This window comes from Kaistia sp. SLG-1, assembly GCF_059699055.1.
This window is the reverse complement of the sequence record NZ_AP048544.1, coordinates 3,285,715-3,297,571: the sequence shown is the minus strand read 5'-3', so window position 1 is coordinate 3,297,571 and position 11,857 is coordinate 3,285,715. Positions and strand designations below refer to the sequence as shown.

The window sequence follows — 11,857 nt, the reverse complement described above, 5'->3', positions numbered from 1 at the left end:
CCTCCCTTAAGACCGGCTGAAGCGGCGTACGCGGAGCACGTCCAGCCCGACCGCGACGAGAATGACGATGCCGAGCGTCATCAACTGGATGAAGGGCGAGATCTGCAGAAGGTCCATGCCGTTCCGGATGGTCGCCATCAGCACGGCGCCGAGCAGGGCGCCCCAGATGCTGCCCCGGCCGCCGAACAGCGATGTACCGCCGAGGACGACCGCCGCGATCGCATCGAGCTCGAGGCCCTGGGCGATCGTGCCGCCGGAACTGTCGAGGCGACCGATCAGGACGATCGCTGCGAGACCCGAGCTCAGGCCGCCGATGAAGAAGGCCGCCATCTTGTACGGGGTGACGCGAATGCCGGCGAGGCGGGCGGCGTCTTCGTTGCTGCCGATGGCATAGATGTAGCGCCCGAGCTTCGTGTGCTTGAGGACGAACGCCATGACGATGAAGTAGGCCAGCATGATGATGACCGGCACGGGAACGAACCCGATTTCGCCGCGGCCGAGGAACGCGATCGCATCCGGCATGGGCGATGAATCGAAACCGCCGGTCAGCTGCAGGCCCAGTCCACGCCAGAGCGAGAGGCCGGCCAGCGTGACGATGAAGGCGGGCAGGCGGAATACCGCCACGAGGAAGCCGTTGAACAGGCCGACCGCGCCGCCGATCGAGATGGCGAGCCCGATCGCCAGATAGGGATCAAGCCCGGTTGAAACCATCAGCATGCCGACGACGGCGCCGGCAAGCGCGGTGACCGACGCCGTCGCGAGGTCGATCTGACCCGTCAGGATGACGAATGTCTGTCCGCCGGCCAGGATGGCGACCACGGCGGTCTGGACCAAGATCGTGAGAAGGTTGTCCGACGTAAGGAAATACGGCGAGGCGAAGCTGAGCAGCGCAACGACCAGAACCACGCCGCAGCCCGCACCGAGCCAATCCATTTTCAGCAGGCGATTGATGCTGAGGGCGAACGCAGGCTTCTGCGTCTGACCGCGCGTGTGAACGGCAGTATTCATGATACGACCCTAATCCTGAAGTGAAGGTGATCAGTTGGGGCCGGCGCGTGCGCCGGCCCGTCCGTCGGCTGCTCAGAGCGAGCCGAGGTGGTTATCCTGAACGTACTTCTCCAGGTTTTCCGGGACGACGACGGCGTGGCCGGTGTCGATGCGCTCCTCGATCTTCTCGCCGCGAGCGGCCTTGATCGCAGCGGTGACGCCCTTGAAGCCCTGCAGATAGAGCAGCTGGGCGATATCGGCCTGGACCCAGCCGAGCTTCATCTGCTTGAGCGCGTCCGGAGCGCCGTCGAACCCGACGACCTTGATGTCGCCGGCCTTCTTGCGGGCGGCCTTCAGCGCGGCGATCGAGCCCATCGTGCCGCCGTCCCAGGCGTTCGCGATGACGGTGACTTCCGGATGCGCGCGCAGCAGGGCCTCGACGCCGTTCTGCGCTTCGGTCTGGTCCCACTTCGTCTGGACTTCGTAGACCGTGACGTTGGGCTTCAGCTCCTTGAGCGTGTTCACGAAGCCATCGCGACGATCGCGGCCCGTCGACTGTGCGACGGAGCCGTTGACCAGGATCAGGCTGCCCTTGTCGTCGATGTTCTCCGAGACCCATTTGGCCTGAGCCTTGGCGGCGGCCAGATTGTCGGTCGCCACGAAGCTGGTGACATCGGCGCCGTAGATCGCGGTATCGATCGCGACGACCGGGATCTTGCGTTCGAGCGCCTTCTTGACGGCGGGCGTCACGCCGGACGAGTCGGCCGGCGCGATCGCCAGCGCGTTCACCTTGCGATTGATCATGTTCTCGATGGTGGCCAGCTGGCCGCCAAGATCGTTGGCAGCCGAGGGGCCGACGGTGATCAGCTCGACGCCCGCCTCCTTCGCGGCGTCGGCGGCGCCCTTGTTGATCAGAATCCAACCCTGGTTGGTCGCCGACTTGGTGACATATCCGACCGTCAGATCGGCCGCGAAGGCGGTCGTCGACGAGGCCAGCGCAACGGCAGCGGCAATCGAAATCCGCTGCAGGTAGTTGGCAAGCCTAGGGTGCGCTCCAGTTCCCATTCGATCCTCCCGAAAATGGAATTCGCCGGTCGTGGCGCGTCCGATTTTCAGGGCCCTCTCAGCCAATCGAACGTCCATCAGCCAGCATGGATTAGCGGACAATGGACCTGTATGTCAACGTGGACATACGGTGTTGTCTGAAGCTGACCGCAAAGATCGCTGTCCTTCCTGGGTCGGAATGGCGTTTGTTGCTCAGCCGAGAACTGCAGTGAAATTGTTCGAATGCCTAACATTATCGGTGATTTAGGGGTCTGTCTCATGGACCCCGTCCCGGGGCGAGGGAAGGGGCTGGCCTCTCGACAGATCCTGTCGGGATGATCAAAATGACTACGTTGACATACGGCGTTCGGGACCCTAGCTTGGCGTCAACGGCTCGGATGCGGGCCAAGGCTTGGGAGGGTTGTCCGTTCCATCGCGGCTTTTGCCGATGGATCTAGGGGCGAACTCCGTTTCTGGAACTGTGGGAGGCACAGGATGAGCGTGGCGCAGGTATGGGATCCGTTTGATGAGGCGTTCATCCAGGATCCGTGGCCGGCCTACCGCAGGTTGCGTGAGGAATATCCGGTCTACTTCAATGAGGAGCGGAACTTTTACGCGCTGTCTCGGTACGATGACGTCGTCGAGGCCAATCGTGACTGGCAGACCTACAGCAGCGCGGAAGGTGTCGATCTCGACAATACCGGCAGCATCTTTTTCGGGGACGGCAATATCGTCGAATCCGATCCGCCCTCGCACGACATGCTGCGTTCGGTCCTCAAGGATCATCTGACGCCCACCTTCATCCGCAATCAGGAAGAGGACGTCATCCGCCGCGTCGATGGGCTGGTCGAGGAGCTGCGCGACCAGCGGCACGTCGATTTCGCGACGGCTTTCGCCACCCGGCTTCCGCTCGGCGTCATCAACGATCTCCTCGGCGTCGATCCGGACAATCGCGATTGGGTCTACCAGCGCTTCCTGGACATGTTCGTCCGTGAATCCGGCAGCGAAGCGATCCCGGAATCCGCGCTCCAGGCAGCGCGCGAAGTTCGCGGCATGCTGGCCGACGAGCTGGCGCTGCGCCGCAAGGCGCCGCGCGGGGATCTGCTGACCACGATTTCGCAGGGTGAGATCGACGGACGGCCTCTGACCGAGCTCGAGCAGGTCGGCATGAGCACGCTGGTCATCGCCGCCGGCATCTCGACCACGAAGAACCTTCTGACCAACATCTTCTGGTATCTGGCGCAGGATCCCGATCTGCGGGCCGAGGTGCAGGCCGCCAGCGCCGCGCCGGTGAACGCGATCGAGGAATTCCTCCGCTATGACGGGCCGATCCAGAATTCGACCCGCGTCTCGACCCGCGACGTCGAGCTGCACGGCACGCATATTCCGAAGGGTTCGCGCGTGACGCTCGTCTATGGCTCGGCCAATCGGGACGCCAACCGCTTCGACGATCCCGACCGCATCGATATCGGCCGCAGGATCGGCAAGCACATGGCGTTCGGAGGCGGCATCCATCTCTGCATCGGCGCGCCGCTCGCGCGCCTCGAGGCTAAGGTCGTGCTGCAGCGGGCGCTGCCGAGCTTCGGCGCGTTCCGTCTCGCCGGCAAGCCGGAGCGGACCCTCAAGATGAACGAGCGCGGTTTCGAGACCCTGCCGCTCGAATTCGATCCCGCCTGACGCTTGGGACTTTGGGAGCGCACCATGTCCAATCCCATTGAAGAGGGAGGCCCGCGCCGGAGCGTCGCGGTTGTCGGATCGGGCCCTGCCGGTTGCTACCTGGCCCAGTTCGTCCGCAAGTCGGCCCCCGACGTCGAGATCGTGGTCTTCGATCGGCTGCCCGTGCCCTACGGGCTCGTCCGATATGGCGTCGCGGCGGACCATCAGGGCACCAAGGCGGTGACCCGGCAGTTCGACCGGCAGTTCGAGCGCGAGGACGTGGTCTTTGCCGGAAATATCGAGATCGGCCGGGATCTTTCGCTCGAGGAACTCCGTTCGCGCTTCGACGTCGTCGTCCTGGCGACGGGCCTCTACGAGGACCGTCCGCTCGGCTTCGCCGGAGACGATCATCCGAGCATCTACGGCGCCGGCAAGGTCACGCGGCTGTTGAACGCGCATCCGGGCGAGGCCGCGCGCTCCGTCCACCTCGGAGGCTCGTGCGTCATTGTCGGCAACGGCAATGTCGCGATCGATGTCCTGCGGTTGCTGGTTCGGCCCGAGAGCGGCTTCGTGGATACTGACATCGACGACGAGGCCCGGGCCCATCTGGTTTCCGCGCCGCTTCGGCATGTCGACATCGTCGGCCGGTCGCCGGCCGGCAGCGCCCGCTTCGACACGTCGTTGATCCGAGAATTCCAGGCGATCGAGGGCGTCCGCTTCGAGGTGCGCGATCTCGACGACGCGGACGGCGGGTCGGAGAGCGCGAACGGCAAGATGGAGGCTCTCCGGCAACTCTCGGCGCAGTCGGGGGCGCGAGAGGCGACCGTCACGGTCACGTTCCATTTCGGCTGGGCGCCGCTCGGCGTCGACCTCGAGGGCGATACCCTGCGCGGGATCCGCTTCGGCGGCAGCGACGGCAAGGGAGGGCGCCTGGACCTCGATGCCGACAGCGTCATCACCGCCATCGGCTTCAAGCCGCGGCAGGCGGTCTCGGGCGAACAGGGCTTCTCCTTGCCGGATGTCGCCGATCCGGAGACGGGGCGGATCGAGGCCGGACTCTACTGCACCGGATGGTTCCGGCGCGGGCCGACCGGCACGATCCCGGAGAACCGCAACGATGCACGTTCGGTCGCCGCGGCCGTCGTTGCCGAGCTCGCGGCGAGCGCCGCGCCGGCCAAGGGGGGATTTGCGCGACTGCCGGAAGCCGTCATCGGCAAGGCGATTTCCTTCGAGGGCTGGCAGGCGATCGACGCCTTCGAGAAAACCGCCGCGCCACCGAACCGGCGCCGCCGCAAGATCCGTGAACACGAAAAGCTTGTCGAGATCGCGCTGAAGCAGCGCCTTGACCTGCCAGAGGGAGGCTAGTCCATGAAATTCGTCGTCATTTTCGGTACCGAGTCCGGCACCGCCGAGTTCGTCGCGAACGATGTCGCCGATAAGCTCGCCGTCGAGCACGAGGTATCGATTTCCGATCTGGCCCAGGTTTCACCGGCGGCCTTCGATCGGGATAGCTTTTACGTTCTGGTCTGCTCGACCTATGGTGAGGGCGACGCGCCCGCTTCCGCCGTTCCGTTCCTTCGCTCGATGAGCGCGGAACCACCCGATCTCTCGGACATCCGGTTCGCGGCCTTCGGCATGGGCGACAGCAGCTACACCGAAACCTACTGCCAGGGCTGCCTGGTCGTGTCGGATCTGCTCGTGAAGCTCGGAGCGACGCGGGTCGGCGATTATGGCCGCCATGACGCCTCCGGTCGCGATCATCCCAGCGATCTTGCCATCGAGTGGATCGACACCATCCTGCCGATCGCCCTGGCCGGAAGCGGCCTTCTCCAATCGGATGCAGCCTAGGCCGTCCGGCGCGTCCTCGTCGACGGCTGCCGACCATCAGAACGACGAGGGGCGTCTGCCGGCGATGTCTGGCGATGCCGCATCTGGCGCCCCACTAGTTGAAACGGATCCAACATCATGACCCAGGTCAATACGAAGCCGCCTCACATTCTCTATGCGGAGTTCACCGCCGTCGCCGGCAAGGAAGACCTCGTGAAGGGCTTGCTGGCGAAGTTCACGGAAGACGTTCGGAGCGAGCCGGGCAATATCGACTTCACATGCTACACGCACCGCGAGAAGCCGAGCCGGTTCTTCGTCTACGAGATCTACCGCGATCGGGCTGCCTTTGAGGCTCATATCGCGACGCCGCACTGCGCCGAGTTCAACGTCCAGGTCGCCCCGTACATCGTCGAGCCGCGAACCGAGCTGACCTTCCTCGATCCCCTGACCGCGCCCGAAGATGGCGTCGAGCCGTAAGCGACAGAGCCATGCAAAAACTACTCGTACTGCAGTCGCTCTGGGCGATGGAGCGTCGCCATACGGACGGTTTCGAGCCGTCGATCGAGCAGAACATCCAGAAGATCGCCGAAGCGGGATTTGACGGCATCAACTCGCATTGGGTCGATCGGGACGTTGCCAGGCGGGCCACCGCGACGATGGCGGGGACCGGCATGCAGGTGGAAGGCATCTGCTTCCCGAAGACGGTCGACGAATTGAAGTCGGTGCTGGAAATCTGCACCGAATTTCCGGTGCTGCATCTGAACATCCAGGCGGACAGCCGGACCCGAAGCCTCGGCGAGGCCGCGGCGCTGGTCGAGGGATGGATGGATCTCGCCAGCGAGGTCGATTTCCCGGTCTTTTTTGAGACGCATCGGGACCGGCTGACCATGGATCTCGACTTCACGCTCGACCTGCTCGCGCGGGTTCCGGAGATGCGGCTGATCGCGGATCTCTCGCACTATCTGGTCGCGCGAGAGTTCGCCTTTCCGATCTCCCAGGAAAATCATGCCATGATGCAGAAGATCATGGATCACGCCGGGGCCTATCATGGCCGCGTTGCCTCGCACGAGCAGATCCAGGTCGAGATCTCCTTCCCGCATCATCGCATGTGGCTCGATCTGTTCTGCGACTGGTGGCGCTACGGGTTCGACAATTGGCGGCGCAAGGCCGCCCCGACGGCCGCATTGGCGTTCTGCTGCGAGCTCGGCCCGAAGCCGTACGCCATCACCGGTCGCGACGGAAACGACACGACCGACCGATGGAACGAGGCCCTGGACCTCATGGCGCTGGTGCGCGAGCTCTGGTCGTCGCAGGCCTCGAACGCCGCCTGAGGCGATCGTCGTCGGTCACGAGGCGGGCAGGGGCGATGCAAAGAAATGAGACGGCGAGGGGAACCTCGCCGTCATCCTTTTTCCGGCTCAGGCGAGGGAGGCATCCTTCACCCGGAATGGTCCGGGGATTTCTCCAGAACCCCGGACGATCAGATGCGTGTCGAGCATTTGCCCGGTCGGCTCCGGATTCTCTCCGTTCATGCGCCGCAGAAGCAGCTCTCCGGCGGTCCTGCCGATCAGCGTGGGATCCTGGGCGATGACGGTCAGGCCGGGCTCGATCAGGTCGGCGCCGTCAAACCCGTCGAAACCGACGATCGCGATCTCCTTGCGCTTGCCCCGGGCAAACACGGCGCGCATCGCCGGCGCGCAGAGCGCGTTCTGCGCGACGAAGAGAGCCGTGATGCCGGCGTCGGCGGCGAGGAGATTTTCCGTCGCCTGCTGCACGGCCGTCGCGTCGGCGAAGCCCTGCAGTATGATCCCGGGATCCCGCTCGATATCGGCGGCGGCGAGCGCGTCCTCATAGCCGGCGAGGCGGAGCTGGGATGACGCGACGGTTGGCCAGTCGCCGATGAAGCCAATTCGCCGGTGGCCGTGGCGGATCAGGTGATCGACGCCGAGCCTGGCGCCCTTCCGGTTCTCGGAGACAACGAAATCGACGTTCAGATAGGCCGGAGGACGGTCGATGATGACGACATGGGTTCCCGCCGCGATCTCGGAGAGCAGGTAGCCCTGGTCATGGCTTGCCGGCATGATGACGAAGCCGTCGACGCGGCGCTTCGAAAAGGCGTGCACGGCTGCCTTTTCCCGATCGGCTTCTTCATCGGTCGACGCCAGGAACACGGCGATGCCCGTCTCGCGGAAGACGTCCTCGACGGCCCGGTGGACGGCGGCGGAGAACGGGTTCGAGATGTCGACGAGGATGACCCCGACGGCCGACGAATTGACGCCGGCGCGGAGCTGGCTGGCCGCCAGATTATGCCGGTAGTTGAGGCGCTGGATCGCTTCGTTCACGCGGCGCGAGATCGTCTCGGAGATGTACTTCTCTTTGTTGATGACCCGCGAGACGGTCTTGATGCTGACGTCCGCCAAGGCCGCGACGTCGCGCATCGTCGCCCGCTGCAAGGGCTTTTCCGCCGTCGCCTGTTCCTGTTTGCTGACCCGTCCTGCCATTTTCTTCGCACTTTCCAGACTAAGGGCTAAGCGGTTCTAGCGTGATCCGTTGCCAGGGGCACGATGTCGTCGATCCATTCCAGGGCCGCGTCGCTCGCGTCGTCCCGCCCGGAAGCGTCGTGCCGGCCATAGGGACCGACACGCCTGGCGCCGCGATCCTCGAGGCGCTCCGCCACAACCTCGCTGCCACGCCCATAGGTTTCCCCGTAGCTGCTGTCGCCCATGCCGAAAACGGCGAAGCGGATGCCTGTCAGGTCGGGTGTCTCGCTCGCCAGCGCCGCGAGGAAGGGGCGGGCGCTGAGCGGAGGATCCCCCTCGCCATAGGTGGAACAGACTAGCACGTAGAAATCGGCGGGGTCGAAGTCACAGAGCGAGTACTCGGCCAGATCGTGAACCGAAACATCGAACGAAGAACTCAGCTTGGCTTCCAGCTCACCCGATACGAATTCGGCGGTTCCAGATTCCGTGCCGAAGAGAATTACCAGCCGCATTGACGCGATTCTTTCCACCTCTTGCCGTCCTCACCCTAGCATGCAGAGCGAGCCGGCCCAGTCCACGACGGCTTGCCGAAACCCGGGTCGCCGTGCCTCATCCTTCCCGCTCTTCGGGCCGGAGTGTTTGGATGATTGGTAAAGTTCGGGAGGATTGCTGTCAACGTGGTCATATCGCCACGTCAATCTGGAAGTCGTCGAATGGAAGAACGTTTAGATGGGCTCGCGTGGCTATTTGACAACGTGAGACATCTCTCTCAACGACACGGCCGCTCTCCAGGCGCGTGAGGCCGACCCGCGACGGAGCCGGCCTCATGACGGTTTCGATGGTCAGACTGCGTGCTCCAGGTTCCGGATATCGGTGAGCAGGCCCGCTCCCCGCGGGTGCCAGTCGAGCCGCACCTGGGTGCGCGTGCTGAAAGACGACATGTCCTTGCTCGCGAACGCCGCGAGCCAGCCGAAGTGTTCGGCGGCCGCATCCGCCGGGATCGATTGCACCGGGACGCCCAGGGTCGCGCCGATCGCCTCGGCGATCTCGCGGAACGGGATCGCCGCCTCGGCGGTCGCGTGGTAGCGCGCGCCGGCTTCCCGCCGCTCCAGCGCCAACCGGAAGAGCTGCGCCGTATCGGAGAGATGCGCGGCCGACCAGGCATTCGCCCCATCGCCGATATAGGCGGAGACGCCCTTCTTGCGGGCGAGTTCGATCACGTCCGTCACAAGGCCCTGCTTGCGGCGGTCGTGGATCTGCGACAGGCGCAGGACCGAGACGTTGACGCCGCGCTCCGACAGCGCTCGCCCCGCCAGTTCCGAGGCGACGCGCGGGTTCGGCGAGTCCGGATTGAAGAAGTCCTCCGTCGCGGGCTCGCCCGGCTTCGCCGTGCCCATCGCCGTGGCGGAGGTGATCACCAGCGGGCGGTCCGAGCCCGCCAGCGCCGATCCCAGCGCCTCGATGGCGCGCCGGTCCTTCTGGCAGTTCTCGACGAAATTCGCGAAATTGTGGTCGAACGCGGTGTGGATCACGCCACCGCAGGCGGCCGCGCCGCTTCTCAGGCTTTCCAGATCCTCGATATCGCCACGATGGGCCTCGGCCCCCATGGCGGCGAGCGCAGCAGCGCCCGCGTCCGAGCGCGTGAGGCCGAGGACTTGGTGGCCGTTCGTGATCAGTTCGGGGACGATCCGCGAGCCGATGAAGCCGGTCGATCCCGTCAGAAAAACACGCATCATGAATTCTCCATTGCAGATGCGATCCTGTTTTTCCTATCCTGTTATCCAGTAAAAGTAGTGACCTTTTCCTATTATAATGACTAACAGGCTCGGGATGACCGATACCCCCCGCAATGCGCTCGGCGACTATCTGCGGGACCGTCGTTCCCGGCTCGATCCGGCGGCCTTCGGCTTCTCGGCCCAGCGTCGCCGCACGCCGGGCCTGCGGCGCGAGGAGGTGGCGCAGCGGGCCAATATCAGCCCCACCTGGTACACCTGGCTGGAGCAGGGCCGGGGCGGCGCGCCGTCGCCGGACGTCCTGAACCGCATCGCGGGCGGGCTCATGCTCACCGAAGCGGAGCGCGAGCACCTGTTCATGCTGGCGCTCGGCCGGCCGCCCGAGGTGCGGTACAAGGCGACCGATACCGTCACGCCGCGCCTGCAACGGCTGCTCGACGCGATGGAGACCAGCCCGGCGATCATCAAGACGGCGACGTGGGACGTGGTGGCCTGGAACCGCGCGGCGGCGCTGGTCCTGACGGATTATGGCAAGCTACCGCCGCGCGAACGCAACATCCTGCGCCTTGTCTTCGGTAATTCGCGCGTGCGCGGCGCCCAGGAGGATTGGGACGATATCGCGCAGTTCGTGGTCAGCGCTTTCCGGGCCGATGCGGCGCGCGCCGGCGCGATATCGGAGGTCACGCAACTTGTCACGGAGCTGTGCGCCACCAGTCCGGAGTTCGAGGCGTTGTGGAGCGGCAATGACGTGCGCTTCCATGGCGAAGGCACCAAGCGCCTTCGCCATCCGGTTCTGGGGGCGATCGAGCTCGAATATTCCGGCTTCGCCGTCGATGGCCGGCCGGATCTCGGCATGATCGTCTACAACCCGGTCGATCCCGCCGACGCCGCCCGCATCCGGTCGCTGCTGCGTTCGCCGGAGCCGCCGCAGGAGGCCTGAGCTTCACGCCGGAAGTCCGTTGGGGGAGGGGCGCCCCCAACGGGCCTTCCTGCGTCCGCCCTGCCGCATTCGCCGGGATCAGGAGCGAGAGCGAACCGGCCGGGAATCCGGCCTCATGTCAGCCCGAGGATCAGGCTTATCAGGAGCAATATCAGCACGATCGGCAGGATGAGCAGGACGATGTTCAGGGTCCATTTCATGACGTAATAGGCTCGCCTGTTCGTTGCTTTGAGAGATCGGAACCGAGCCAGTACGGGCGCCAGTCCGGCGAAGATCCGGTTGGCCAGGTCGCGATGATCTTCCGGCGTATTGGGGACAATCGAGGCCTGCGTCAGCCGGTGGTAGACGAGATTGAACAGTGCGCCGACAGGGTTCAGCGGCCGGCGGATGTCGCACATCAGGATCAGGCGATCCGAGTCCGTGTCGTTGCGGACATAGTGCAGGTAGGTCTCGTCGAACAGGAGGACCTCGCCGTCGCGCCAGCTCAAGTTTTGTCCGTCGACGTTAATAAAGCAGGCGTCCGAATTGGGCGTGGCGAGGCCGAGATGGCAACGCAGCGATACGGCGAGGGGATCCGCGTGTCGCGTGAGTTGCGAGCGACCCGGGAGCAGGGCGAACATGGCGCCGTGCAAACCGGGCACCGTCCCGAGGATTTCGACCGTCCTCGGGCAGAGGCGCCGCGCGGAATGGTGCGTGTAGCCGTACCAGTTGAGATAGAAGCGGCTCCAGCCATACTTGAAGAACGTGCGGAAGCCGAGATCGTAGGAGCCGGCCGTGCCGGGGCGCTTGGTGGCGTCGAAATAGCTCTGGCGCACAAGCTGGAGCCCTTCGTCCCGGATCGCCTGCCAGTTCTGGCGCAGGCGCTCGATTTCCGGGAACTCGGCCGGATCGAGAATGGCCTTCGATCCGTGGGCCCGCGTGGTCATGTAGAGCACGCAATTGAACGGGGCGAAGATGGGCCACCCCTTGCGGAAGTACTCGGACAGGCTTTGGTAACGAGCTTCGCCCCGGAACCGGTAGACGTAGACGACGCTCGCGGCAGCGAACATGAGAATGATCGCAAGAACTTCCATATTTCTTCCTCGGTAGGCCCCCTCGGGCCACCGTGGAGATGGACGGTTGCGGCAGCATTGCGCGTCCGGTCGTCCGGCGCGTTCCGCGCATGAAGTTCGGGGTATTGATGAACGTCA

12 protein-coding genes are annotated in these 11,857 nt (G+C 64.8%); 6 read left to right on the top strand and 6 right to left on the bottom strand.

The window, feature by feature from the left end:
- Positions 1–6: 6 nt before the first annotated feature.
- Both AC6HZP_RS14970 and AC6HZP_RS14965 read right to left on the bottom strand, forming a co-directional pair.
- Positions 7–1,008, bottom strand: coding sequence for an ABC transporter permease (locus tag AC6HZP_RS14970; RefSeq protein ID WP_497523510.1), 1,002 nt, complete (start codon positions 1,006–1,008; stop codon positions 7–9).
- A 72-nt stretch (positions 1,009–1,080) separates the two neighbouring features.
- Positions 1,081–2,052, bottom strand: a complete 972-nt coding sequence (locus AC6HZP_RS14965) for a sugar ABC transporter substrate-binding protein (protein ID WP_497523509.1) — start codon at positions 2,050–2,052, stop codon at positions 1,081–1,083.
- Positions 2,053–2,526: 474 nt separating this feature from the next.
- Between AC6HZP_RS14965 and AC6HZP_RS14960 the strand changes: the two genes are divergently transcribed.
- From AC6HZP_RS14960 to AC6HZP_RS14940, 5 genes are all read left to right on the top strand, one after another.
- Complete coding sequence (locus tag AC6HZP_RS14960) at positions 2,527–3,708, top strand: cytochrome P450 (RefSeq protein WP_497523508.1); 1,182 nt, start codon at positions 2,527–2,529, stop codon at positions 3,706–3,708.
- 24 nt (positions 3,709–3,732) lie between these two features.
- Positions 3,733–5,052 (top strand): FAD-dependent oxidoreductase, encoded by a 1,320-nt coding sequence (locus AC6HZP_RS14955; RefSeq protein WP_497523507.1) that lies wholly within the window; start codon positions 3,733–3,735, stop codon positions 5,050–5,052.
- Between the two features lie 3 nt (positions 5,053–5,055).
- The gene (locus AC6HZP_RS14950; RefSeq protein ID WP_497523506.1) at positions 5,056–5,535 is read left to right on the top strand and encodes a flavodoxin domain-containing protein; all 480 of its coding nucleotides are present in this window, start codon (positions 5,056–5,058) and stop codon (positions 5,533–5,535) included.
- A gap of 117 nt (positions 5,536–5,652) precedes the next feature.
- On the top strand, positions 5,653–5,991 hold the full coding sequence (locus AC6HZP_RS14945; protein ID WP_497523505.1) for a putative quinol monooxygenase: 339 nt from the start codon (positions 5,653–5,655) through the stop codon (positions 5,989–5,991).
- An 11-nt stretch (positions 5,992–6,002) separates the two neighbouring features.
- Positions 6,003–6,845, top strand: coding sequence for a sugar phosphate isomerase/epimerase family protein (locus AC6HZP_RS14940; RefSeq protein WP_497523504.1), 843 nt, complete (start codon positions 6,003–6,005; stop codon positions 6,843–6,845).
- Positions 6,846–6,932: 87 nt separating this feature from the next.
- Here AC6HZP_RS14940 and AC6HZP_RS14935 read toward each other — a convergent pair whose 3' ends face one another.
- The 3 genes from AC6HZP_RS14935 to AC6HZP_RS14925 all read right to left on the bottom strand — a co-directional run bounded on the left by AC6HZP_RS14935 (position 6,933) and on the right by AC6HZP_RS14925 (position 9,727).
- Positions 6,933–8,015, bottom strand: a complete 1,083-nt coding sequence (locus AC6HZP_RS14935) for a LacI family DNA-binding transcriptional regulator (protein ID WP_497523503.1) — start codon at positions 8,013–8,015, stop codon at positions 6,933–6,935.
- 26 nt (positions 8,016–8,041) lie between these two features.
- Entirely contained in the window at positions 8,042–8,506 is a 465-nt protein-coding gene (locus AC6HZP_RS14930) for a flavodoxin domain-containing protein (protein WP_497523502.1), read from the bottom strand.
- A 330-nt stretch (positions 8,507–8,836) separates the two neighbouring features.
- Complete coding sequence (locus tag AC6HZP_RS14925; RefSeq protein WP_497526808.1) at positions 8,837–9,727, bottom strand: SDR family oxidoreductase; 891 nt, start codon at positions 9,725–9,727, stop codon at positions 8,837–8,839.
- 97 nt (positions 9,728–9,824) lie between these two features.
- Between AC6HZP_RS14925 and AC6HZP_RS14920 the strand changes: the two genes are divergently transcribed.
- Positions 9,825–10,667, top strand: coding sequence for a helix-turn-helix transcriptional regulator (locus AC6HZP_RS14920; RefSeq protein ID WP_497523501.1), 843 nt, complete (start codon positions 9,825–9,827; stop codon positions 10,665–10,667).
- Between the two features lie 113 nt (positions 10,668–10,780).
- Here the strand turns inward: AC6HZP_RS14920 and AC6HZP_RS14915 are convergent, their stop codons facing one another.
- Complete coding sequence (locus AC6HZP_RS14915) at positions 10,781–11,740, bottom strand: aspartyl/asparaginyl beta-hydroxylase domain-containing protein (protein WP_497523500.1); 960 nt, start codon at positions 11,738–11,740, stop codon at positions 10,781–10,783.
- Positions 11,741–11,857 lie beyond the last annotated feature (117 nt).

Bases quoted from the DNA above. Each gene is read 5' to 3' on its own strand.
- AC6HZP_RS14970 (WP_497523510.1), bottom strand. From the start codon at position 1,008: ATGAATACTGCCGTTCACACGCGCGGTCAGACGCAGAAGCCTGCGTTC.
- AC6HZP_RS14965 (WP_497523509.1), bottom strand. From the start codon at position 2,052: ATGGGAACTGGAGCGCACCCTAGGCTTGCCAACTACCTGCAGCGGATT.
- AC6HZP_RS14960 (WP_497523508.1), top strand. From the start codon at position 2,527: ATGAGCGTGGCGCAGGTATGGGATCCGTTTGATGAGGCGTTCATCCAG.
- AC6HZP_RS14955 (WP_497523507.1), top strand. From the start codon at position 3,733: ATGTCCAATCCCATTGAAGAGGGAGGCCCGCGCCGGAGCGTCGCGGTT.
- AC6HZP_RS14950 (WP_497523506.1), top strand. From the start codon at position 5,056: ATGAAATTCGTCGTCATTTTCGGTACCGAGTCCGGCACCGCCGAGTTC.
- AC6HZP_RS14945 (WP_497523505.1), top strand. From the start codon at position 5,653: ATGACCCAGGTCAATACGAAGCCGCCTCACATTCTCTATGCGGAGTTC.
- AC6HZP_RS14940 (WP_497523504.1), top strand. From the start codon at position 6,003: ATGCAAAAACTACTCGTACTGCAGTCGCTCTGGGCGATGGAGCGTCGC.
- AC6HZP_RS14935 (WP_497523503.1), bottom strand. From the start codon at position 8,015: ATGGCAGGACGGGTCAGCAAACAGGAACAGGCGACGGCGGAAAAGCCC.
- AC6HZP_RS14930 (WP_497523502.1), bottom strand. From the start codon at position 8,506: ATGCGGCTGGTAATTCTCTTCGGCACGGAATCTGGAACCGCCGAATTC.
- AC6HZP_RS14925 (WP_497526808.1), bottom strand. From the start codon at position 9,727: ATGCGTGTTTTTCTGACGGGATCGACCGGCTTCATCGGCTCGCGGATC.
- AC6HZP_RS14920 (WP_497523501.1), top strand. From the start codon at position 9,825: ATGACCGATACCCCCCGCAATGCGCTCGGCGACTATCTGCGGGACCGT.
- AC6HZP_RS14915 (WP_497523500.1), bottom strand. From the start codon at position 11,740: ATGGAAGTTCTTGCGATCATTCTCATGTTCGCTGCCGCGAGCGTCGTC.